Here is a 23,481-nt window from a genome sequence, read left to right on the forward strand (position 1 = left end):
GATGAATAGAAAATTGGTCCTCGAACCTGAATACGAACCTCAACGAAGCTCGCAGGAGGTCTACGCCTCATCTTGCGGGAGTTTCTACTTTGTGCGCGACTCGCTGGAAGGAGGTGAGCCTTGAACGCTTTGGCTGCTCATCAAGGACCCCCAAAGGAAGAGCCCCGGCGAGACAGACGACTGGTCGACGGGCCGAAGTTGCTCGAATTGCTCTTTGATCCAGACTCCCGACCCTCGCTCAGGTGGTTGCGGAAGATGCAGCGCGAGAAGCGGATTCCCTACATCAAGATCGGGCATCTTGTCCGATTCGATGTGGAAGAGGTTCGGCAGGCTCTTGATGAAAGGTGGACCGTCCGATCGAGGGGAAGAACCTGAAATCTGGGCGGATTCAGCAGCCGAAAGGTCTGAGCTAGCTAGCTTGCTTCTTTGAACGGTTCTGAACCTCTACGTATCGTCCATCCTTCTTCGGCAATTTCCTGAGTCGCTTTGAGGACGACGGAACGATTTGCCAAAACCTGTCGGCCTCTACCTCTGTCTTCAGATCAAGATAGTGCCTTCTGACGATGGCTTCTGAGTCGCCGGCCTGGATAGCGGCGTCTCCGACGGACCTGAATGCTCCGACTGTCATTGAGATGAAGGTGTGGCGGAGAACGTTGTGACCCAGCTTCCACGTCTTGCGGATGTCCTCACGAAGATCACGGAAACGCCGGCGTGCGATGATCGGGAACTCCTCCACCGGGTATTTCTCGAGCCAGAGCTTGAGGTTTGGCTGGATCTTGATCTGACGGCTTTCGTTGACCTTCGAAACATCCGGTTCGATCCGGATGACCCCGGTATCGAGTCTGATGTGCTCGGGTTTCAGTTTCGAAAGCTCGCCGTCTTTCCAGTCCGGCCTAATTCCGGCGAAAAGTGCCAAGGCGAAGTAGGGGATCATTGCTCCAGGCTGGCTCCACCATGTTCCGTCCCTGTTTTGCTGGCCTCGGTAGGTTTCCAGCCACTTCATAAGTTCTGCGGCCTGATCTGCGGTCAAGGTCTGAGCGGTTCCTCTGGCCGTTCGATTCTTTCGCTGAGCGATCTCCGAAACCGGATTTGCCGGAACGTATTTCTTGGCCAGGCAGAACGAAAAGAACGTATTCAGATAACCTCTCCGGTTGTTCCATGTCTTGTCCGAAGGGGCTCCGGTCGACCGACCGATAGGCGCCTCCAGGTAGGAGGAAAGGTCTCCCGGCTTGATCTCTGAAACCTGAGTCCCGGCAAAGTGACCTTTGGCCTTGGTCAACTCCATCTTGATTGACCGAAGCTGACGAGCGGTGATCCCGCCCCGTTTCTGTTCTTTCAGTTTCAGATTCAGGTATTCAGAGATTGCCTCCTCAACAGTGCGAGCATTTGCGACCTCGTGATGGTGCTTGAGCAGGTATTGCGCTGCGAAGGTGAGGGACCTCTTTGAGCCGGCAGCCTGGAGCAAACCGACCGCGGCGGTCGCGTCTTGGATCTCTGAGTCTGTAAGGCGGGTGAATCTTAACTCGCCATTTCGGATCCGATTCTGGTGTTCGATTTCGAGTTCTTTGGCGTGACCGATCGCTTCAGCCTCGGACTTGAATCGTTCCCGGTGCCGCTGGCCGCCTAGAGATCCGGAAAGGGCCCATGTCCCGTTCGTGGTCTCTTCTATCTTGAACCACTGCTTACGCTTACTTTTCACAAAGTTTGTCAATCAGACTTGGCAAACTTTGTCAACTCAGTGGTGGAGGTGGCGGGAGTCGAACCCGCGTCCCCTGAGCCTTCATGCACAGCCTCTACATGTTTAGTGCTTCTTTGGATCTCGCCGCAACCCAGCGGAAACACGCGTTCAGGTTGCAGCCAGCACCCCGGGGAAGATACGACGAACATCCGGCGTGCGGCCTTGTTCGCTATGCCTGCTGTCGTCGCTCCATCCGGCCAGCAGGCGTCGCCGGGGGAACGTGGTTGCGTTTATTTACGCAGCCAAGGGCATTTCTTCATTGGTGCCACTTAGTGTGTTGATGGAAGTTTAACGAGGCCAACCATCATCCTCGACATGCCACCGTGCACTCCAATTCAAGGTCGAATCCAGAACACCCCCTTTGCCTGTCCGTCGGACCTGCCGGCCCGGTGGAATTCAATTCAGGGTTCTGTTTGAGTTGTGGTGCAACTCTCAAAGAACAGGTGGACTATCGGTGCGTTTTGGGTAAAGGCAAGCGGCGAACCCGAGATTGGCTGACCAAGCTGGTTTGGATTCCATACTGATTGCGGCCCTTCCAGGGATTCTCGCCGCGAACGCGCCTTGCTGAGGCCCGCCCGCAGTTCCCGCCAGTGCACGACTTGAATGTCGATTTGCCCTGAAGTCATCTCGTGACTCGCCCGGTAAGGTGGAACTGCCGGCGCCCGGACGGCAGGGGTATTAGGGCGGGTAATGGACACTTTGAAGGGGATTTCTAAATAAGTTCAGCTGATGGGATAGCCTTCCTGCTATAAGGATAGCTCTTACGATCGCACCGCAATGAACCTGAAATCGCGGGAGGAGCACAGATGAGCGGTGGGACAGAACTGGGCGATCTGCTGGACTGGGTGAAGGGCATGCGCGGCACGGTGCGGGAACTGGTGCGTGAGTGGGAAGGCCGCGAGGGCAACCTGATCATGATCCTGCATGCGATTCAGGGGAAGTTCGGTTACATACCGCGCGGGGCGGCCAACGAGCTGGCGATGGAACTGGGTATCCACATGGCGCGCATCTACGAGGTCATCACCTTCTACAATTACTTCCGGCTGACGCCGCCGGGGCGGCACACCATCCAGGTCTGCATGGGTACGGCCTGCTACCTGAAAGGGGCCATGGGGCTGCACGACGTGCTGGCGCGGCAGCTCAAGCTGCTGGACGCAAGCGGCGGGCGCGAGGGCGAATTCGAGTTGGAGACTGTCCGGTGCATCGGCTGCTGTGGGATGGCCCCGGCCGTGGTGGTGGACGGTGAGACGCACGGGCGCCTGTGCCCGAATGCGGTCGCGAAAATCCTGAAAGAGAAGCGAGGCGGATAAATGGACGAAAAGCATCTGACAGCGAGCGCGCTTGAGAGGTATTGGGCGTCGGCGCCGGCGAAGCGGCCGTGGATCCGGGTTGGGATGGACACGGGCGGTATTGCGGCCGGTGCGCGGCACGTGTATAATGCGCTGATCGAGACCCGGGACGAACTGGGGCTGACGTTGGAGGTCCAGCGGTCGGGATCGCTCGGGCTATCGTATGCGGACCCGGTCGTGATGGTCGCGCGTGAAACCGGCGCGCCGGTGGTCTTTGGCGCGATGGACCCGGGTTCGGCGCGCGAGTTGATCAGCCGGTTCTGCCGTGACGGAATGCTGCTCGAGGACCGGGTGATCGCGAGTCGCGACCGGGGCAAGGGGCTGGAAGGCAAGCAGCCGGTTGCGATCCTGGTCAAGGACACCGGTGAGGGGAAAGCGGCAGACCGCACCGGATTCTTTCAGGAGCTGATCCGCGAGGAACTGGCCGTACATGGGCTGGACCAGCGGGTGCAGGTCTACCGCGCGCTGGACATGGGACTCTATGAACGGGGCATCTGCGTGCAGTTGCTGCCTTCACGGGTCACCTATGCGAATGTCAGCGGACCGGACATCCGGCGCATCATCAAGGAAAGTCTGCTGGGCGGCCAGGTGCTGGAAGATCTGCTGGAAACCGGCGGTGATCCGCAGGAGCGGATTGTCCTGCGCAACTGCGGGCACATCGATCCCGACGACCTTGAATCCTATCTGCGGGCGGGCGGTTATCGCGGCCTGAAGCGCGCTCTGCTGGAGATGAGCCCGGAGCAGGTGATCGAGGAAATGAAGACCAGCGGATTGCGTGGACGCGGAGGAGCCGGTTATCCGACCTGGTTGAAGTGGAAGAAAACCCGTGAGCCGGTTGCCGACCGCAAGTTTGTCATCTGCAATGCCGACGAGGGGGACCCGGGCGCCTTTATGGACCGCAGCGTGCTGGAGGCGGACCCGCACTCGGTGCTGGAGGGACTGCTGATCTCCGCATACGCAATCGGGGCGGAAAAGGGATTCTTTTACGTAAGGGCAGAATACCCGCTTGCCGTGGAACGGATCCAGCGCGCCATCGGGCAGAGCCGCGCCGCGGGATTGCTCGGCAAGGACATCATTGGCAGCGGCTTCTCGTTTGACGCGGAAGTGCGGCTGGGCGCGGGTGCCTTCGTTTGCGGTGAGGAGACCGCCTTGATCGCCTCCATCGAGGGCCGCCGGGGCAGTCCCGAGCCGCGCCCTCCCTACCCTTCGGTAAAGGGGTTGTGGGACATGCCGACTTCGATCAACAATGTGGAGACCCTTGCCGCCGTTTCGGCGATCCTCGACCGGGGCGGCCCCTGGTATGCCGGCTTTGGAACGGAGAAATCGCGCGGCACCAAGGTGTTCGCGGTGACCGGCAAGGTCAGGAATCCGCAGCTTGTCGAGGTGCCGATGGGGATCCCCATCCGTACCGTGATCGAGTCGATCTGCGGTGGAGCGAGCGGCGGTTCGCGGATCAAGGCAGTCCAGACCGGCGGTCCGTCCGGCGGCGTTATTCCTCTGGGCAAGATGGACACGCCGGTGACCTACGAGAGCCTGCATGAACTGGGCTCCATCATGGGCTCCGGCGGCATGCTGGTCATGGACGAGAGTGACTGCATGGTTGATGTGGCGAAGTTCTACCTGGGCTTCTGCGTGGACGAGTCCTGCGGCAAGTGCGCTCCCTGCCGCATCGGCGGCTTCCAGATGTTAAGACTGCTGGAAAAGGTCCATTCCGGGAAGGGAACGCTGGACGACCTGGAAACCATCCGGGACATCTGCCACTGCATGCGCACCGCCTCGCTGTGCGGCCTCGGACAGACGGTTCCGAATCCGGTGCTCTCGACCCTCCGGTATTTTGAACACGAATACATCGACTTCATCAACGGGCGCGGCTTTTCCCGCGGCGGGCAATCGGTTCGGGAGCCCGCGGTTGCGGAAGAATGGGAAAGGATTTGAATATGATCCAGCAGATGGTCCAGGCAAAGATCAACGGGGTGGGGGTGGCAGTGCCGGAGGGCGCTAGCATACTCGAAGCGGCCCGTCAGGCCGGTATCCGGATTCCCTCTCTGTGCAAGCACGACGACCTGCTGCCCTCGGCGGCCTGTGGCCTGTGCATCGTGAAGGTCGCCGGGGAATCCCGGATGCCTCGCGCCTGTGCGACGGCCCTGCGCGAGGGAATGGAGATCACCACGCATGACGGCGAGTTGACCCGGATCCGGCGCATGGTGCTGGAACTGATCCTCTCGAATCATCCCAACTCCTGTCTCACGTGCGGGCGCACCGGCAACTGCGAGTTGCAGACGCTGGCGGGTGAGTTTCGCGTGCGGGACGATCGCATGGAGAAGTATGTTCCGGAGATCAAGCCGGACCGCTCGAACGGCTCGATCACGATCGACTTCACCAAATGCATCAAGTGCGGGCGCTGCGTGCAGGTCTGTCAGGACATCCAGAACGTCTGGGCATTGTCCTTCCTGAAGCGTGGCATCCATACCCGCATGGCTCCGGCAGGCGACATCGCCCTCGCCGATTCGCCGTGCATCAAGTGCGGACAGTGCGCCGCTCATTGTCCGACCGGTGCAATCGTCGAGAACGACGAGACCGCGGACGTCTGGGAAGCCCTTCGCGATCCCGGCAAATTCTGCTCGGTCCAGATCGCCCCGAGCGTGCGGGTGGCCCTTGGCGAGGAGTTCGGCTATCCGCCGGGCACCAATCTCACCCGGCAGATCTACGCCGCCCTGCGGCGCATCGGCTTCGACGCGGTGTTCGACACCAACTTCTCCGCTGACCTGACCATCATGGAGGAGGCCAGCGAGTTCGCGCAACGCCTCCTCCATGGCAAGGGCGCGTTGCCCCTGATCACCTCCTGCTGTCCGGCCTGGACCGATTACATGGAGAAGTACCACCAGGATTTCATTGCCAACTTCTCGTCTGCCAAGAGCCCGCAACAAATGCTCGGGGTGCTGGCCAAGACCTATTACGCGGAAAAAACGGGCATCGATCCGGCCAGCCATTTCCAGGTCTCCATCATGCCTTGTACGGCCAAGAAGTACGAACTCGAGCGCACCGACGAGATGTTCGCCTCCGGTTTTCAGGACGTCGATGTCACCTTGACGACCCGCGAACTGGCCCGCCTCATCAAACAGTCCGGGCTGGTCTTCCGCGAGATGCCGGAGGAGGAGGCCGACTCGCTGCTCGGTGAATACACGGGGGCGGGTACCCTCTTCGGCACCACCGGCGGGGTCATGGAAGCGGCCCTGCGCACCGGCTATTTCCTCGTGACCGGCGAGAACCTCCCGAAGGACGCCCTGGAGATCCTGCCCGTGCGTGGACTGGAGGGTGTCAAGGAGGCCGCGATCAACATCAAGGGAACCAAAGTCCGGGTCGCGGTGGCCCACGGGATGGCGAACGTCGACCGGGTTCTCAACAAGGTGCGCGCCGCCCGCGAGCGCGGCGAGGATCCGCCCTACCATTTTATCGAGGTCATGGCCTGCCCGGGCGGCTGCATCGGCGGCGGCGGCCAACCCTACGGGATCAGCAACGAGGTGCGTCGCATGCGCATGGCGGGGTTGTATCAGGATGATCACGACAGGGCGCTTCGCCTCTCCCATGAGAACCCCGCCATCCGGCAGGTCTACCGTGAGTTTCTCGGCGAGCCGCTGGGCGAAAAGTCCGAAAAGCTGCTTCACACCCGCTACAAGAGCCGCAAGGTCTACCGGCGGTAAGCCCGCCGGTGCCGCCTGACTGAACCCCAGCGGGTTGGGAGTCGCGGGGTGATGGAAGTCCGACGAGGTCCACCATCATCCTCGACATACCACCGTGCACTCGGACTGACGGTCGAATCCGGAACGGCCCCTTTGCCTGTCCATCGGGCTTGGGGGTCCGGCGGAGTTCAATTCAGGGTTCAGTTTGAGCGGTGGAGCGACTCTGATAGAAAGTGGGGACTTCCGGTGCGTTTGGGGAAGAGGCAAGCGGCGAACAGTGGATTGGCTGACCAAGCTGGTTTGGATTGCGAACGAAAACGGTGATTGTTGCGATCACGCAATTTGGGCAAGTATCACGGAAAAGTGTGATTGATCTTGCGGTGATAACAGTTTTGTGTGATTACGGTGGGTGATGATTGAGGACTTTGCGGACAAGGAGGCGGAGCGCATCTTCAGTGGCCGTTTGTCGCGAAGACTCCCCTCAGACATCCAGCGTCGCGCACTGAACAAGCTTCGAGTCCTTCACGCCATCGTGCGAATTGATGAACTCCTCAATCCTCCCTCCAGTCATCTTGAGGCTCTTCGGGGCGATCGTGACGGGCAGTTCAGCATTCGAATCAACGACCAATGGCGCATCTGCTTTCGCTGGGAAAGTGGAGGCGCACATGAAGTAGAAATCACTGATTACCACTAGAACCATGAGCGAAGATTTCATTCCACTCGACCCTCCTGGCACCATTTTGCTGGAAGAGTTTATTGAGCCCTCCGGGTCCACCCAGAAAGCCGTGGCCGAAGCCACCGGCATTGCCTATGTACGGTTGAATGAACTCGTCAACGGCAAGCGACGCATGTCCGCCGAGTATGCCTTGCGCCTGGCGACTTACTTTCGTACCTCTCCGGAACTCTGGCTGCGGTTGCAGGTGGACTACGATCTGCGCCTGACGGAACGGGAGAAAGGCAGAAAGATCCGCCTGGAGGTGAAGCCGTGTGCCGCCTGAGGCCGGGGCCGTTCAGAAACCCCGGGGATTGGCTGCCCGGGTAGGGATCGAACCTACGACAAAGTGGTTAACAGCCACCTGCTCTACCGCTGAGCTACCGGGCAAAGAAAGGACGATTGAGAATAGGGCGGCTGCACCAATGTCAATCCCTTCGTCGAATATTGTGCCAGGATATGCGGACGATGGATGAGACGGCACGGACCGAGGTCCGGCCCTACAGTGGGTTTTGTGAGGCGCGGCCGGCGGTCACGTCCCTCTGTCATTTGGGGGCGGAATCGAGGTTCCGGGTGGTGCTCCGGTGCAGATTTGGCAAACTTTTGATTGATTTCCGCCCATTGGGACCTACGATCCGCTCTCTTTTTCTCCAAACAAGCACTTTCCCATCCTCTCGATGAAGCAACAGAAACTGACAGTTCGGGCCCGCAAAGGTATTGGCCGGGGTCACTCCCGAAGGATTCGGGCCGGCGGTGAGGTTCCTGCCGTTATCTACGGCAAGCACAATGCCCCCCAAGCCCTTGCGGTCAATCAGAGGCTCCTGGCCAAGCTGCTCAAGGATATCGGCAGTTCTGCGGCCGTGCTCGAGATTGAGGAAGAGGGCGGCAAACCCCGTCTCTCGGTCATTTCCGAGGTTCAGCGCGACCCGATCACCGATCAGATTCTTCATCTTGATCTCCATGAGGTGGATGCGAGTGAGACGATGGATGTGAGTGTCACCGTTCATACCACCGGCACCGCGTTCGGGGTCAAGAATGAGGGTGGCGTCATCGAACTGGTTGCACACGATGTCCTGATCCGCTGCCTGCCGGCCAATTTGCCCGAATTCGTCGTGGTCGACGTCACGGACATGCATGTCGACGACACCATCCACATCAGCGATTTGAAGCCGATCGACGGCGTCGAGTTTCTCGATGATCCAACCCAACCGGTCGTGTCGTGCGGCAAGGCGGTGGCCGAGGAGGTCGCGGTTCCGGTTGCGGCAGTGGCTGTTGAAGGTGCCGAACCTGCGGCGGCCGGGGCGGAACCGGCTGGAGCGGCTCCAGCCAAGGCCTGAGCCGGCTGGAGGGTCGTTCGAGTCGTGGCCGGGTCGGCTGATCTCACTTCAGGCGGGTCCCCGGGCCGGCCTTTCCATCACCAATCGATTGCTTAACCGGGGTCTCCGACCCCAATTGTTCTTTGAGAATGTCCCCTGGGCTTATTGCCGGTCTCGGCAATCCCGGAGCTGAATATGAAAAGTCCCGGCATAATGTCGGGTTCGTGGCCGTGGATGCCTACGCCGCCCGATACCGGGCAAAGTGGGAGCGTTCCGCCAGGTTCGACGCCATGATCTGCCGGATCCGGCATCCGAACGCCGGCACGATCATCGGGGTCAAGCCGTTGACTTTCATGAATGAGAGTGGGCGGGCCCTCGGAGCGGTCGGGCGGTACTACGGAGTGCCGACGGAACGCATCGCGGTGATTTACGATGAGTTGAATCTCGACCTGGGTCAGATCAAACTCTCGGTTACGGGCAGCGCGGGGGGACACAACGGGGTAGCCAGCCTACTCCGGCATCTGGGACCGGGGTTCACTCGTCTTCGAGTGGGCATCGGCCCGAAGCAGCCGGCCGAAATCGACATGAAGGATTTCGTCCTTGGCCGTTTTTCCGAGGAAGAAGCGCGACAGATTGAGTCGATCCTTCCTCAAATCCTCGATGGTCTGAACCTGCTCGTTGACAGGGGGGCGGCCGTCACCATGAATCACCTGAACCGCAGGACAAAACAGACCGATGAGTTCGAAAACAAATAACTACAGAGCCACTTTCATCCTCGATCTCCGCGAGACCGAAGACGCACCCGAGGCGATTATTGAGTCCCTCAAGGGCGAGATTGCAGCCGCCAACGGGGAAGTGGGTCAGGTCAACAACCTGGGCCAGCGGGATTTCGTGCGGGTGACCGACGTGAAACGCCCGACCGGTCATTACGTGCAGATCGACTTCAAGGGACCGGCGAACTCGAATGCCGTTCTCCAGGAGCGATTCCGGCTCAACAAGGTCGCCTACCGCCTTTTGGTCCAGGAACTCTGAACGGGTTTGACGGGCCGGTCGACACAGCCCCGCGAAACGGGATGAAGTCGCCTTTCCCGGTCAATCCGAGTCCTCTCCACCTTCAACCTCACTGCCAATGGCCTATTTGAACAAAGTCTTTCTGATCGGAAATCTGACCCGGGATCCGGAGTTGAGAGTGACGCCGAAAGGAACCGCGGTCTGTTCATTGGGTCTCGCGGTGAATCGCTCGTATCGGGATGACTCCGGAGCGACGCACGAGGAGACGACCTACGTGGATCTTGAGGCCTGGGGCAAGCAGGGCGAATTGATTTCGAAGTACCTATCGAAGGGGAGCCCGGCAATGTTTGAGGGCCGCCTCCGGTTTGATTCGTGGGAGTCGAAGACCGGTGAGAAGCGCAGCAAGCTCCGGGTGGTGGTCGACAACGTTCAGTTCCTCGGGCGTGGTGGCGGCGATAGTGGTGGGGAAGGGGAGTCGCAGGGTTTCGAGCGGCACAGCCCTCCGGCCCGATCGGCTCCGACTCAGGCTCCGGTGCCTCCGCCCGCGGATGACGAGATGGACGACGATGTCCCGTTTTGAGCGGATTCAACGGGCGGAAGTGAACGAGGCAGGTTGGAGGCAGGAACAGGAAAGAAGGACGTGAATCGGGTGCCGGAAAGAGGTTCTCCCGAAAAAGGCAGGTGTAAAACCAGATAACAAATTCTTATGGCAACTTCAGATATTCTCTTGGTTAAGCCCGTTGACGGGCTCGGCAACGAAGGCGACGAGGTCAAGGTCAAGGCCGGTTATGCGCGCAACTTTCTCCTTCCGCGCAAGTTTGCGGTTCCGGTGACGAAGTCGAACCGCAAGCAGGTCGAGGCCTTGAAGCGGGCTCGTGAACTGCGCGAACAGCGTGAACTCGAAGGAGCCCGGGCTCTGGCGGGCAGGCTCGAGGCCCTGCACATCGCGATCGCGGTGAAGACCGGCGAAGGCGGGCGCATGTTCGGCGCGGTCACCGCAGCGGACATTCTCGCAAAGGTGATCGAGGCCGGAATTGAAATCGAAAAGAAGAAGGTGCATCTTTATACCCCGATCAAGGAACTCGGCAAGCACACCACCACGGTGAAGCTTCACCCCGAGGTCTCGGTCGAGCTTTCCTTCGACGTGGTATCGGAAAACCCGATCGTCGAAGCTGCGACGGAGTCCGATTCGGAAGACTGAGGGCGGGCTGCCCTGCACTCGGTTCATTGACGATCGGGAGACAACGCGAATGGATTTTCCAGGGCTGTCCTGTTTGATCGCCCGGGGAGATCGGTGTGGATCGGACGAAATCGATCCGGGCCCGGGCCGCTGTCATGTTCAGGCTGCGGGACGGAATGGTTTCCCGGGCGGACGGGTTGCGATCGACTACCGGAAGCGACCATGGTGAGAGCGGGTGAAAGCCGGACGGCCCGTGGCAATGGCGAACGGCGGCGCGAATCCCCTGCGCCCCTGCCGGTGGCCGGCCGTGTCCTGCCGCACAGTGATGAGGCGGAGGCCGGACTTCTGGCCTGTTGTCTGATTGACGGCGCCGATGTCGTCGCCAGGTGTCAGGAACAGAAAATGACGGCCGAGGCGTTTCACAATCCCGCCCATCGTTTGATCTTCGAATCCATCTGGTCGGTTTATGAGAAGAAATCGACGGTCGACATCATTCTGGTCTGCGAGGATCTGAGCAGCCGTGGACATCTCGAGGAAATCGGTGGCCCGGCCTTTGTCTCGGAGGTTTCCAATCGGATCGAGACGACCGCGCATGCGGTTCATTTCATCGACATTGTCCGGGAAAAGTACCTGCTTCGGCGGTTGATCCGGACGGCCACCCAGACGGTGGAGAAGTGTTTCAACTTTGCCCATGAAGGTCTCGAGACCTTCATCGAGGAAATCGAACAGGAGATTTTCCGGATCAGTGAAGACCGCATCGCGGAATCGGCCCAACCGATCAGCGATTCGGTGGGGGAAGCGGTCAAGATCATCCACAAGCTGATCGAGCGGAAAGGGGAGTTGAGCGGCATCACTTCCGGCTTCACCGACCTGGACAAATTGACTTTCGGTTTTCATCCCCAGGAAATGATTGTCCTGGCGGCCCGGCCCTCGATGGGCAAGACCAGCCTCGCCCTGAACATGGCGGAGGCGGCCGTCCTGCCGCGCCGGGAGCGGGACAAACCGACCCCGACCCTGATTTTCAGCCTGGAAATGAGTGCGGAGCAACTGGCCATGCGTCTGCTCTGCAGCCGGGCCCGGGTCAGCGCCGTACGGATGAGGGAATCCTTCCTCAATCGCGAGGAGATGGAGCGATTGGCGGCCTCGGCTCTTGAAATCAAGCAGGCTCCGCTCTGGATCGATGATTCGGGTCACCTGACAATTGTGGAATTGCGGGCCAAGGCCCGGCGGCTCCATGCCCGTCAGAACCTCGGCCTGGTGATCATCGATTACCTCCAGCTGGTCTCGGGATTGGACAACCGGGTGCAGCGCGAACAGCAGATCGCGGAGATATCTCGGGGACTTAAAGCCATGGCGAAGGAACTTGGCGTCCCGGTCATTGTCCTTAGCCAGCTCAATCGTGAATCTGAAAAGGAAAAGCGCCAGCCGCGTCTCTCTGACCTCCGCGAATCCGGTTCGATCGAACAGGACGCCGACGTGGTTTTGCTGCTGGCTCGACCCAGAGACGCGAAAGACGACTTTTCCGTGGCCACCGACCGAGCCGATTTAATTGTTGCCAAGCAGCGAAACGGGCCGGTAGGGGATATCCGACTAACCTTCCTTCGAGAGATCACCCGATTTGAAAACTTTACTGAGTAGCGGCTTGCGCCCTGCGGCAAGCGGCGTGGCGCTGCTTTTCGCCGTTCTTGCCGGCCTGCTGCTGCCCACGATGCTCGTCGGGCAGGTGCCGGAGCCTGAAACGGTGACGATCCGGAAGATCGACGTGAAATTCACCGGGGTGGCCAATATCTCGGAAGAGGTGGTCCGGGCCAATATGTCGATGCGGCCCGGGATGGACTACAGCGACACGACGATCGACCGGGATATTCGATCACTCTACCGGACGGGTCTGTTCGAGTTCATCGAGGTCAAGCGGGTGCCGGTCGGCGCCACCCAGGTGGACCTGATCGTGGAGGTTCGTCCCAAATACCGGGTTTCGGCGGTGCGATTCGACGGCAACAAGAAGATCAAGGACAAGCGCCTGACCAAGGAGATCACGACCCAGCCGAACTATTCGATTGATGAGCGGCGGATCAAGGAGGATGCCGAGAAGATCTTCGATTATTACCAGAAGAGCGGTTACTCGCAGGCCAAGGTCGACTACGTGATCGAGCGCAATCCCGCCACAGGTTTCGGTACGGTCATTTTCAAGATCGAGGAAGGTGGGAAGATCAAGATCAAGGACATCCAGTTCACCGGCAACGCCAACGTGAAAGGCGGTTCGCTGCGCAAGGCGATGGATACGAAGAAGTGGTGGTTCTTCTCCTGGTTGACCGGCAAGGGGAAGTTCAACGACGAAACCTTTGAGGACGATCTCGACAAGCTTCGCGACTATTACCGGGAGCAGGGTTTCCTCGATGTCGAGATCTCGCAGGCCAACGTGTCTTTCACCTATCCGAGCCGGGACAAGATGGTCATCAACATCAAGGTCTCCGAAGGTCGGCAATACCGGATTGGTGATGTCAAGTTCACCGGCAACACAACCTACCCGGCCGATCTGCTCCGGCGCATCGTCAAGACCAGGAGCGGAGATATCTTCAAACCGACGGCCCTTGACGAGGAGATTGAGCTGATCACCGATTTCTACGGCCAGTTCGGGTACCTGGAGACGCGGGTCCGCCTGGTCCGCAATCCCAATATCCAGACCGGTGACATCGACATCGAGTTCGAGGTGACGGAGAGTGAGAAGTACTACGTCGAGTCGATCAATATCGAGGGCAACACCAAGACCAAGAGCATCGTGATCCTGCGCGAGCTCGCCCTGGCCCCGGGCATGGTTTTCGACAAGATCCGGATGAAGACGAGCCAGATGCGCTTGGAGAACACGCAGTTCTTCGAATCTGTCGACGTGGTCCCGGAAAGCACGAACATCCCGCAACGCAAGAACCTGAAGATTTCGGTCAAGGAAGGGCGGACGGGCAACCTGACCTTCGGAGCGGGTTTCAGCTCGCTCGAGCGGGCGGTTGTTTTCGTCGAGCTGACCCAGGGCAATTTCGACATCTTCAACCGCCGGTCCTTCTTCCAGGGCGACGGGCAGAAGATGCGGCTGCGGGCCCAGCTGGGGTCGCAGTCCAGCGAATTCATCGTGGCTTTTGAAGAACCGTGGCTTTTCGAACAGCAGCTGGCCTTCGGTTTCCAGATCTACCGGACCCAGACTGACTTCACCAGTTCGATCTATGACGAGCTGCGGTTCGGTTTTGAGGTCTATTTCCGCCGCCGGGTCTTCGGCCTGGTCGAGGGAAGGATTTCCTACCGCTACGAAATCGTCGATATCTTCAACATCAGCCCGGGCGCATCCCCACCGATTCAGGCCCTGGCGGGAGATACCCTGGTTTCCAAGGTGGGATTGACCTTCCTGCGGGACACCCGGGACAGCCTGGTCACGGCGACCCGGGGCAGCCGACTGGAATTCATCACGGAGTTGGCGGGTGGTCCTTTTGGCGGGGATATCGACTACTACCGGCTGGAAGGCCGGGTGGCCAAGTATCTGCCGATCTTCAAGTTCCAGAAACAGGTCATCGAAATCCTCGGGAGAACGGGCGTGGTCCAGCAATACGACGACAGCCCGACGGTTCCGTTTTATGACCGCTATTTCCTTGGCGGACCCACGACCATGCGCGGATTCGAGTTCCGCGACGTCGGACCGAAGGACCTGTTTGGGGAGCCGATTGGCGGCAAGACCTACGCCTTTGGCAGTATCGAGTACTCCGCGGACATCGTCGATCCATTGCGGTTCGCGCTCTTCTACGATGTCGGATTCGTCAACCGGGGGGCCTACGACTGGGATCCCTCGGGATACAATGACAACTGGGGTGTGGGTATCCGCTTTTTTGTGATGGGTTCCCCCTTGCGGCTCGACTATGGTATCCCCCTGACCACGGATCGCTTCAACAACCAGGGGGCGCAGTTCAATTTCTCATTTGGTACCCGGTTCTAAAACTCAGACTATAGAATATTATGATCAGAATCAGAAATGCATGGGCCGTCGCAATGGCGGTCGGATTAGGTGTCCTGGCGAGCCAGGCTCAAGCGGCGGTTACCGTGATGACCGTCAATTTGGCTGACGCCTACGACGGCTACTACAAGACCAAGGAAGCCAACAAGAAGCTTCGTGACGCCCAGGAAAAGGCGCAGGAGCAGATCGAAGCGCTCAACCAGGAGGGCAATCAGTTGGTGGAGTCCTATCAGGAGATGGTTGAGCAGTCGAAGAATACGGCTCTGACCGAAGAGGCCCGCCGCAAGGCGGGCGAGGATTCCCAGAAGAAGCTTGAGGAGATCCAGGCCAAGCAGGCCGAGGTCACCCAGTTTGGCCAGAACACCCAGCGGGCGTTGGCTCAGCGCCAGAAGACCCATCGCGATCTCATGTTCGACGAGATCACCAAGGTGGTGGCCGACATGGCCAAGGCCAAGGGCGCGACCTTGGTTTTTGATTCCTCGGGACCCTCCGTATTCGGAGCCCCGGTCCTCCTTTACGGAGACGCCTCCTATGATGCGACGACTGAGCTTCTGGCGATCCTGAACAAGGACGCGCCTCCCGGCTCACTCGACGACGATCCGGTTGCTCCGGCCGCGAATTGACCGCGACGGATTGAGCGACACAGTTTCAGCCCCGCCGGATTCGTCCGGCGGGGCTTTCTTTTTGTGTGGGTGGGAGGAATTGGGTTGTCCACGAAGTCGCACGAAGACTGGGAGGGAGGAAAGAGCCGAAGGTCGAAGGTCGAAGGTCTGAAGATTCGGCCCGGTGAGGCCTGCCATCAGCCTGGCGGATGGTCTTGCGCCTCGCATTCAGGAATCGGGTTCCTTCCTGTCCGGGACCTGTAGGGCCGGACCTTGGTCCGCGCCGGATGCGTCAATTCACGCAGCACACCCGGATGCTTCGGGGGGCAGGCCCGGCGGTCCAGCCCTGCCTTTGCGGGGGGGGCGGACTGCGCAGATGGAACCGTGTCGTCAATTCACATGGACGACAGTGACGGCTTCCGGGCTGGTCGCGAGCACAGCGGAGCCGGTCCGGGTGCCCCACTGGAAGTCGCGGACTTCGACGTAAAGGATGATCGGTCGGTCGGTCGGGATCGTTTCCGGGGGGATTTCAAGGGTCCCGGCGAGAATGCGGTCCCAGTGTCCGGACCAGAGGGGGGCGCTCCCGTCCCCGGGGTAGCCCGGATGGACGAGCTGGAGGCTCACGTAGGGAGGGCGCTGGTAGAGGGGATCGACCAGCGAATCGTCAGGCACGGGCGCGCCGGTGATGCGGATCGCGAAGACGTTTTTCCCGTTGGTCGGAGCCTCGACCGGCCCACCCGAAGCCGGTGCGGATTCGGTTGGGGCGAAGTCGACGGACGGGACATTCCAGCGGAGGCCTCCATCGCGGCTTCGGCGCTCTCCGTTTCCGGTTTCAATGACAAGGGCTTCGCTCCCGGGCTCGAACCGGATGGATCGGGCCTCCTCGTAGAGTATCCAAGAAATGGATACCCAGTCGGATTCGTGGGTCAGGGAGCGGCGGAAGACCCCGGGCCGGCCGCGCACGGCGGCGAATTCGAAGAGTTCATCACCGACCCGGCCCCGGCAGGTGGCGAGGATTTCGCGGACCGGAAGTCCTCGGTTGCAGGATTCCCAGGCGGCGCCGGCATCTCTGGAGCGGTAGATGCCGACATTGGTCCCGGCGTAGACGATCGACGGCTCCCCCGGGGTCACCGCGAAACTCCGCGCGAATTCGCAGGTGAGGGTGATGCCGAGTTCCTTCCAGGTTTGTCCGCCGTCCGTTGTTTTCCAGTTGGAGTAGTCGCTGCCGGCGTAGAGGGTCCCGTCCTGGTTCGGATCGAAAGCCAGGCCGCTGATCAGAACAGCTCCGTAGTGCGGGGTGCGCTTCTGCGGCTCGAGGCCGCGGCTGAGCGAGACCCAACTCCGGCCCTGGTTGTAGGAACCGAAGAGCCCTTGATGGTGGGTGGCCGCGTAGAGGATGTCCGGGTGGATCGGGTCGAAATGCATCCGGTCGACGCGGCGGAAAATGGGCGAGATCGTTTCATGGCTCCAGGTCTCCCCTGCATCCTCGCTTCGATGGTAGCCGCCTTCCCAGCGTGCACCGATTGTGACAATACCGGGGTGGTGGGGATCAATGGCGATGCCCTGGAAGCGGGTCAATTCCCACGGTTCGGCGGGCCAGCCTTCCTGGCGGTTCGCGGAAAGGAAATCCGGGTAGTCAAAGACGTGTTCCCAGGATCCGGTGGTGGCATTCTCCGTCCGATAGACGCCGTCTGGTGCGAGCACGTAGATCCGGAGGGGGTCGTCGGGAGCGATCGCGATATCGAGCACGGTCGCAGCGGGCAGGCCGATGTCTTCCCAATGGTCACCGCGGTCCCGGGAGACCCACAGCCCGGTGTCTTCTCCGCCGGTGAGTATCCGGGACGGGTTGGCGGGATCGATCGCGATGGCGTTGAACTTCCTCAAGTCCGAACCGGGTGTGATTGATTCCCAGGAATCGCCACGGTTGGAAGAACGAAACAGGCCGGCACCCTGACTGGCGGCGTAGAGGATTTCAGTCCGGGCGGGATCCACCACGATGGACTGGATATAGGCCGAGGCCGGCGGCGGGACCGGGGGCATCTGTGGGACGGAAGGCTGGCTGGATGCCTGCAGCAGGGAAGTCACCAGACCCAGAAGGCACAGCGAAAGCGATCGGATGGAGATCATGGGGTGTGTGGACCTGGATGAAGCCGGAGGGAAGAGGCTGCAAGCCGGCTGGCCGCACAATCGTTCGGGGATGGGTCCAGGTTGGTTTTCTGATGCAGGCACCGGAGGGGAGGACCGGGGTGATTCCTGCGGGGATTGAACACAGAAGGCAACGCAAGGGAACAGAAGGTCTGAGACGCGAGAGAGCACTAAGCGGATCAGCTCTCGGGATGCTCTATGGCAGGGGTGGCCCCTCGATCTTTGCTATCTCGCGGAGAGGGAGTGGAATCCGACTTCGGCTAGCGCTCTCCGTCTTCCGAAGCGAATGGATTGAACTCACGCTCGGCGGCGATCGAGGTCAGCGGACCATGGCCGGGAGCCACGACCGCGTCTCCGGGCAGATCGCGCCAGAGGCGGCGCACTTCACCGAGGAGTAGCCGGCGGTCGAAAAGGCCGGCCGCCACCGATCCCGCGAAAAAGGTATCGCCTGCGATGAGGAGGGGGCCGGCCCGGCAGGTCATGGACGACACCAGGTAACTGTTGTGGAAACGGCAATGGCCGGCGGTCGAAAAGACCCGGACGGAGAATCCATCGATTTCCAGAACTTCCCCTTCGCGCACCACCTGGGCACCGATCGGGCCAGGTTCGGGGGCAAAGACGCGTACTCCGGGATGGCGGCGCCGGATGTCGCGCGAAGCGCCCGCATGGTCGGAATCCCAATGGGTGATGAAAAGGGCGGTGATCGATTCCAGGGAGGGCGGCCAGGCACGGTCCATGGCCCGCGGGGAGACCCCGGAATCGAAAAGCAATCCGTGATCGGCCCCGCAGCGGCAGACCACGTAGGCGTTCACTACGCCGACGCCGTAGGGCATGGAAATGACATGCAGGCAGTAGGGCAGACACGTCGGGGAAGGCAGGGGGTAGCGTCCTTCGGCCAGCGCCTGGAGGCCGATTTCGTTCAGACCGAGAACCTTGGCCAGACCGGCCAGCTCGCCGGCGGTCAGATCGTAACGGTAGTCGAGGGCATCCTTGATCCGGCCGACTTCAATACCGGTCGCTTCCGCCAGATCGTCTTCGGTCAGATCGCGGAGCCTGAGCGCCTTTTCCAGGACATCGCCCAACTCGTCCTCGAATGGTGGATCCTGAGTCATCTGGATCTTAGTTACACGTGTCAGGCCCAGGATGCAAAAAAGGATTCTGTTTTCACCGCAGTTTCCGCAAAGTCCACCCCATGGAATCGACCGACAACGAGGTTCTTGAGATCTTTACCCGGACAGGAGCCCTGCTCCGCGGCCATTTTGTGCTCCGATCCGGACTCCACAGCGGCCATTTCTTTCAATGTGCCAGGGTCGGCGAAGACATGGGCGCGATCACCCGGTTGGCCGAGATGCTGATAGGCAAGCTGGCGGGTCTGGCGTTCGACACGGTTCTGGCTCCGGCCATGGGAGGACTCGTTCTCGGCCAGGAGGTGGCCCGTCAGACCGGATCAAGGTATCTTTTCGCTGAGAAGGTCGACGACCGTCTTGTCCTGCGCCGGGGGTTCACGCTGCGGCCCGGGGAGCGCATCCTCGTCGTGGAGGATGTGGTCACCCGAGGGGGCCGGGTGCGCGAATGCCTCGATATCATCGCGGCGTCCCCGGCGGTAGGCGTGGGAGTCGCCATGCTGGTCGATCGGAGTGGTGGTGAACGCAATCTCGATTGTCCGGTCGTCTCGCTGCTCGAATTGAGTTTTCCCACCTGGCCGGCGGATCAGTTGCCTCCGGAGCTCGCGGCAATACCCGTGGAAAAGCCCGGAAGCTGAGGGACGGTAGGGTTGAGGGCGGAAAGAGGACAGGAAGTTCCGAGCGTTTCGCGACAAGACCGGATCCAGTTCGGCTGGAGACCGGAACACGGAAGAAAGGGAGAGGGGGTAGAGGATTGAACTGCGAAGGAACGAAGGTAACGAAGAGGAGACGAGGATGGTGGACGGATTCTTCGGGGAGTTGGATGGAGGTAGGGACGGACCGCTGGGCCATCCTTCGACCAGTCCCGGCCCATTGCGATGGTTCGGGAAGCGTAGCTGAGGGATCCTGAGGATCCCATGTAGGGCTGGCGCTCGCGCCATGCCTCCGAGTTTCCAGGGGAAGGCACGGACCAAGGTCCGGCCCTACGGAATGATCAGATGGATTGTAAGGCCGGCGCTCGCGCCATGTCTCCGAATCTGTGATTTTCCGGATTTCCGGGTCGAACGAAAAATCCGGGTGAAAAAGCTTTCGGTCCCGACCGGAAACTCCAATAGTCCGAGATTAACATGGGCGAAGCGAATTTCAGAGTGTTTGCCGGGAACTCAAATCGAGCGCTGGCCGAGGAGATCTGCCAGTTTGTCGGGCGACCACTGGGCGACGCCACCGTGAAGGTTTTCCCGGATGGCGAGTCGTTTGTGAAGATCAATGAGAACATCCGGGGGCAGGATGTCTTCATCATTCAATCGACCAGTCCCCCGTCGAACCACCACCTGATGGAACTGCTCATCATGATTGACGCGGCCCGGCGCGCTTCGGCCAAGCGGATCACGGCAGTTCTGCCCTTCTACGGTTACGGACGGCAGGATCGCAAAGACCAGCCGCGGGTGCCGATCACGGCCAAGCTGGTGGCGAATCTGTTGGTTGCCGCGGGTGCCAACCGTGTCCTGACCATGGACCTGCACACGGGACAGATTCAGGGGTTCTTCGATATTCCGGTCGATCACCTCTATGCGTCGCCGGTCTTTTACAATTATCTGGACAAGTCGTCGCGGACCAACCCCTTGGTCGTGGTGTCTCCGGACGTCGGCGGCGTGAAGATGGCCGCGGCCTATGCCGGTCTCCTGAAGGCGGGCCTGGGCTTCGTGGCGAAGCGGCGGGTCGACTCCACCACGGTGGAAGCGATCAATCTCGTGGGCGAAGTCGACGGATGCGACGTTCTGATTGTCGACGACATCACGGAGACGGCGGGCACCCTCTGTGCCGCGGCCAAGTTGCTTCGGGATCATGGCGCGGTCAGCGTAAAGGCGGCGGTCACCCACGCGAATCTGACCGAGGCCGGCTACGAAAAGCTGAAGACGGGCCTGATTGACGAGCTGATCACGACCAACACGATCCCCGTTGATACACGGGGCATGCAGGTCAAGGTCCTCACCGTTGCGGAGCTTCTGGGCGAGGCGATCATCCGGATCAACTGCAATGAGAGTGTGACCAGCCTCTTCATGGTGAAGGGGTTCTAGGCGGCTGTTACCGCTCGGGACAACGAGCCTCTGTCCTCTGTCCAACGTCCACCGCCGCCGAGCGAGCTTGCACCGGGCGATGGTTCGGATAGCTTGTCTTGGACTCGAATCATCAACACCGGCTTTTTGGGAGGAAACCCACCCGGGACAATCGTGGAACATCCTCCTTCCTCACCATGTCGAAATCGACCTCAATGAAGATCAAGATACTGTTTGTTTTTGTATCCGTCATGCTCGGCTTCTACGGGCTAAACGTATTTCTCGGTGCGAAGGAGGGCGGAAGTGCCATGACTTCGACCTCCGGCAGCGCCGGCGCCGGAGTTTCCGACGTGGGTCCGGCCATCGGGGGCGCCTCTTCGGAGAAGACCCTGCTGGATACCGGCTCGGTGGACGTCGAGAAGGTAATCAAAGCCGGCAAGGGCGAGCGTTCGGCGGTCGTCCTGGTCGACCGGACTCCGATCGAGCATGGAAAGTCAACGGTGGTGACGAGCTACGCCGACGGTCTGGAGGCGGTCCGGCCGGCAGTGGTCAGCGTCTATTCGACCAAGACCGTGAATTCGGGGGGAGGACGGGGATTCCCTTTCGATGATCCCATGTTCCGCCGGTTCTTCGGGCCGGGCTTCGACCAGCAGCAGGAGAGGATCCAGCGGGGCCTCGGTTCGGGCGTGGTCATCTCGGCCGACGGGTATATTCTGACGAACAATCATGTGGTGGAAGAGGCCGACGAAGTGAAGGTCGGCCTGGGTGATGGGCGCGAACTCGTGGCGGAGGTCATCGGGACGGATCCCCGCACGGACGTAGCCGTTCTCAAGGTGGAGGCCACGGACCTGCCTCATGTGACCCTGGCGGACAGTGATGCGCTCCGGGTCGGCGACGTGGTCTTTGCCGTCGGCAACCCCCTCGGTGTCGGGCAGACCGTGACCATGGGGATTGTCTCGGCGACCGGCCGGTCCAATCTTCAGCTCCTCGATGGAGGCTATGAGAATTTCATCCAGACGGACGCCTCGATCAATCCGGGGAATTCGGGCGGTGCTCTGGTCGATGCGCTCGGGCGGGTTGTCGGGATCAACACGGCGATCATCTCCACCTCGCGCGGCAATATCGGCATCGGCTTTGCCATCCCGGTCAACCTGGCGTCCAGCATCATGCAGAGCCTGATCGAGACCGGGACGGTTTCCCGGGGTTTTCTCGGGGTGAGTATTCAGGATATGGATTCCGAACTGGCCTCCGAATTCGGATTGGGCGACACCCGCGGGGCGCTGGTTGTCCAGGTGAGTGAGGACAGTCCGGCCGATGAAGCGGGCCTTGAGCGGGGCGATGTCCTGATCAGCGTCAACGGGAAATCCGTCGGGTCGACGGCGGAGTTGCGACTCCTGATATCGCAGTCTCAACCGGGTTCGACGGTGACCGTCGGCTACATGCGCAGCGGCGAAAAACGTGAGGCCAGGGTGGTCCTGGGCAAGCTCGACGAGGAAACGGTAGCGGCCGGCCCGTCCAGGAACCAGGACGTCATTCCCGGAGTGCGCCTGCTTCCTGTGGATGATGAGACCCGGGGCCAGTTCCAGATCCCGGATGAGGTTGACGGATTGATCGTCGCGGCGATCGAGCCGGGATCCCGTTATGCGGAGTCCTTTCCGGTCGGGACGGTGATCGAGCAGATCAACCGCAAAGCGGTGAAGAGCTTGGACGATGCCCGGGAAGCCCTGGTCGAGGGGCGCAATCTCCTCTATGTCAGCTTCCGCGGGGTTTATCGCTACGTCACGATCACCATTCCCAAGGAGTAGGGGGAAGTCGGTTAGTCGGAGAGAGGTCAGAAAAGCCGCTTTGCGGCGAAGATGGGAGATGGGAGATGACAAGGGAACGAGGACCAGGGCCTGCGGGCCCGGGCACCTCGTTCCCGCCTTGCCCAACGACCCAAATCAATCTCTGCGCCACGCTTCAGCACTCTAAAGACAGCCTCTTCCGTCGAACCTGCAGTCAGGTTCTCATCCTGTCACTGCAATGGTCGGGGTGACAGGATTCGAACCTGCGACCTCTACGTCCCGAACGTAGCGCTCTACCAGGCTAAGCTACACCCCGAAGCCATGCATCCGGATTCGTCGAGAAGCATTCCGGATGCGGGAAAGCGGGCAATTGAGGGCTTCGAAAGAGTCAAGGCAACACAATTCGATCAGGAATGGCTGAGCGGGCGTTCTGGGGAGGGAAACCGCAACTCGGAAGTCCAGGGGCGGAGGGCGGAAGAGGGATAGGAATTGGGGGAGCGGAAGGTGCTGTTCACGAAGGGCGGGATTTCCGATTCGGGCTGCGGATCAGGGTGAGGGACGGGCAGGGGTGTTAGGGGCTTCGTTCGAGGAAGTCGGATAGGGTGGATCTGTCCGAACGGATTCGAATTGGATTCGCCCCCGGGGAAACGGCATCGGAGATGGGCGGTTTCTCTCAGATCCCGTTGTTCATTAGGGGATTGAAGGCGAGGTGGTCGTTGTGATTAGGCTATGTTCTGAACTTTCGTATTCCAATGGAAGTCAGATAGTAACGAAATCGAAGCTGTTCAT

General features: G+C 60.4%; 19 protein-coding genes, 2 tRNA genes and 1 other RNA gene. 16 read left to right on the forward strand and 6 right to left on the reverse strand.

What is annotated here, in order from left to right:
• Positions 1–409: 409 nt before the first annotated feature.
• Together R3F07_04275 and ssrA are read right to left on the reverse strand one after the other, a co-directional pair.
• Positions 410–1,003: a hypothetical protein gene (locus R3F07_04275; GenBank protein MEZ5275581.1), complete on the reverse strand. Its 594-nt coding sequence runs from the start codon at positions 1,001–1,003 to the stop codon at positions 410–412.
• Positions 1,004–1,739: 736 nt separating this feature from the next.
• Positions 1,740–2,098: a transfer-messenger RNA gene (gene ssrA, locus R3F07_04280) on the reverse strand.
• A 446-nt stretch (positions 2,099–2,544) separates the two neighbouring features.
• Between ssrA and R3F07_04285 the strand changes: the two genes are divergently transcribed.
• The 5 genes from R3F07_04285 to R3F07_04305 all read left to right on the forward strand — a co-directional run bounded on the left by R3F07_04285 (position 2,545) and on the right by R3F07_04305 (position 7,765).
• The gene (locus R3F07_04285; protein MEZ5275582.1) at positions 2,545–3,048 is read left to right on the forward strand and encodes an NAD(P)H-dependent oxidoreductase subunit E; all 504 of its coding nucleotides are present in this window, start codon (positions 2,545–2,547) and stop codon (positions 3,046–3,048) included.
• Positions 3,049–5,022: an NADH-ubiquinone oxidoreductase-F iron-sulfur binding region domain-containing protein gene (locus R3F07_04290; GenBank protein ID MEZ5275583.1), complete on the forward strand. Its 1,974-nt coding sequence runs from the start codon at positions 3,049–3,051 to the stop codon at positions 5,020–5,022. It begins immediately after the preceding gene.
• Positions 5,023–5,024: 2 nt separating this feature from the next.
• Entirely contained in the window at positions 5,025–6,788 is a 1,764-nt protein-coding gene (locus R3F07_04295; GenBank protein MEZ5275584.1) for an NADH-dependent [FeFe] hydrogenase, group A6, read from the forward strand.
• A 391-nt stretch (positions 6,789–7,179) separates the two neighbouring features.
• On the forward strand, positions 7,180–7,461 hold the full coding sequence (locus tag R3F07_04300; protein ID MEZ5275585.1) for a type II toxin-antitoxin system RelE/ParE family toxin: 282 nt from the start codon (positions 7,180–7,182) through the stop codon (positions 7,459–7,461).
• Positions 7,462–7,465: 4 nt separating this feature from the next.
• Positions 7,466–7,765, forward strand: a complete 300-nt coding sequence (locus R3F07_04305) for a HigA family addiction module antitoxin (GenBank protein ID MEZ5275586.1) — start codon at positions 7,466–7,468, stop codon at positions 7,763–7,765.
• Between the two features lie 29 nt (positions 7,766–7,794).
• Here the strand turns inward: R3F07_04305 and R3F07_04310 are convergent.
• Positions 7,795–7,869 (reverse strand) — tRNA-Asn (locus tag R3F07_04310).
• A gap of 287 nt (positions 7,870–8,156) precedes the next feature.
• On the opposite strand from R3F07_04310, the gene R3F07_04315 reads away from it, so the two are divergent.
• The 8 genes from R3F07_04315 to R3F07_04350 all read left to right on the forward strand — a co-directional run bounded on the left by R3F07_04315 (position 8,157) and on the right by R3F07_04350 (position 15,603).
• Positions 8,157–8,816: a 50S ribosomal protein L25 gene (locus R3F07_04315; GenBank protein MEZ5275587.1), complete on the forward strand. Its 660-nt coding sequence runs from the start codon at positions 8,157–8,159 to the stop codon at positions 8,814–8,816.
• Between the two features lie 128 nt (positions 8,817–8,944).
• The gene (gene pth, locus R3F07_04320; protein ID MEZ5275588.1) at positions 8,945–9,550 is read left to right on the forward strand and encodes an aminoacyl-tRNA hydrolase; all 606 of its coding nucleotides are present in this window, start codon (positions 8,945–8,947) and stop codon (positions 9,548–9,550) included.
• On the forward strand, positions 9,531–9,827 hold the full coding sequence (locus R3F07_04325; GenBank protein ID MEZ5275589.1) for a 30S ribosomal protein S6: 297 nt from the start codon (positions 9,531–9,533) through the stop codon (positions 9,825–9,827). The genes pth and R3F07_04325 overlap by 20 nt, the downstream gene beginning before the upstream one ends.
• A 97-nt stretch (positions 9,828–9,924) precedes the next feature.
• The gene (ssb, locus tag R3F07_04330; GenBank protein MEZ5275590.1) at positions 9,925–10,386 is read left to right on the forward strand and encodes a single-stranded DNA-binding protein; all 462 of its coding nucleotides are present in this window, start codon (positions 9,925–9,927) and stop codon (positions 10,384–10,386) included.
• Between the two features lie 126 nt (positions 10,387–10,512).
• Positions 10,513–11,007 carry a 50S ribosomal protein L9 gene (rplI, locus tag R3F07_04335; protein MEZ5275591.1) on the forward strand — a complete coding sequence of 165 codons (495 nt, stop codon included), beginning with the start codon at positions 10,513–10,515 and terminating at the stop codon, positions 11,005–11,007.
• 201 nt (positions 11,008–11,208) lie between these two features.
• Entirely contained in the window at positions 11,209–12,624 is a 1,416-nt protein-coding gene (gene dnaB, locus R3F07_04340; protein ID MEZ5275592.1) for a replicative DNA helicase, read from the forward strand.
• The gene (gene bamA / locus R3F07_04345; GenBank protein MEZ5275593.1) at positions 12,605–14,962 is read left to right on the forward strand and encodes an outer membrane protein assembly factor BamA; all 2,358 of its coding nucleotides are present in this window, start codon (positions 12,605–12,607) and stop codon (positions 14,960–14,962) included. The genes dnaB and bamA overlap by 20 nt, the downstream gene beginning before the upstream one ends.
• A 20-nt stretch (positions 14,963–14,982) precedes the next feature.
• Positions 14,983–15,603, forward strand: a complete 621-nt coding sequence (locus R3F07_04350; GenBank protein MEZ5275594.1) for an OmpH family outer membrane protein — start codon at positions 14,983–14,985, stop codon at positions 15,601–15,603.
• A 369-nt stretch (positions 15,604–15,972) separates the two neighbouring features.
• Here R3F07_04350 and R3F07_04355 read toward each other — a convergent pair whose 3' ends face one another.
• Positions 15,973–17,709 carry a hypothetical protein gene (locus R3F07_04355; protein ID MEZ5275595.1) on the reverse strand — a complete coding sequence of 579 codons (1,737 nt, stop codon included), beginning with the start codon at positions 17,707–17,709 and terminating at the stop codon, positions 15,973–15,975.
• Positions 17,710–17,987: 278 nt separating this feature from the next.
• The gene (locus tag R3F07_04360; GenBank protein ID MEZ5275596.1) at positions 17,988–18,839 is read right to left on the reverse strand and encodes an MBL fold metallo-hydrolase; all 852 of its coding nucleotides are present in this window, start codon (positions 18,837–18,839) and stop codon (positions 17,988–17,990) included.
• An 80-nt stretch (positions 18,840–18,919) separates the two neighbouring features.
• Here R3F07_04360 and pyrE point away from each other — a divergent pair, with 80 nt between their 5' ends.
• From pyrE to R3F07_04375, 3 genes are all read left to right on the forward strand, one after another.
• Positions 18,920–19,489 carry an orotate phosphoribosyltransferase gene (gene pyrE / locus R3F07_04365; protein ID MEZ5275597.1) on the forward strand — a complete coding sequence of 190 codons (570 nt, stop codon included), beginning with the start codon at positions 18,920–18,922 and terminating at the stop codon, positions 19,487–19,489.
• Between the two features lie 489 nt (positions 19,490–19,978).
• Entirely contained in the window at positions 19,979–20,929 is a 951-nt protein-coding gene (locus R3F07_04370; protein MEZ5275598.1) for a ribose-phosphate pyrophosphokinase, read from the forward strand.
• Between the two features lie 194 nt (positions 20,930–21,123).
• The gene (locus R3F07_04375; protein MEZ5275599.1) at positions 21,124–22,713 is read left to right on the forward strand and encodes a Do family serine endopeptidase; all 1,590 of its coding nucleotides are present in this window, start codon (positions 21,124–21,126) and stop codon (positions 22,711–22,713) included.
• Between the two features lie 218 nt (positions 22,714–22,931).
• On the opposite strand, the gene R3F07_04380 is transcribed toward R3F07_04375, so the two are convergent.
• Positions 22,932–23,008, reverse strand: a tRNA-Pro gene (locus R3F07_04380).
• Positions 23,009–23,481: the final 473 nt, after the last annotated feature.

The sequence above is a fragment of the Opitutaceae bacterium genome, from assembly GCA_041395105.1.
GTDB lineage: Bacteria > Verrucomicrobiota > Verrucomicrobiia > Opitutales > Opitutaceae > B12-G4.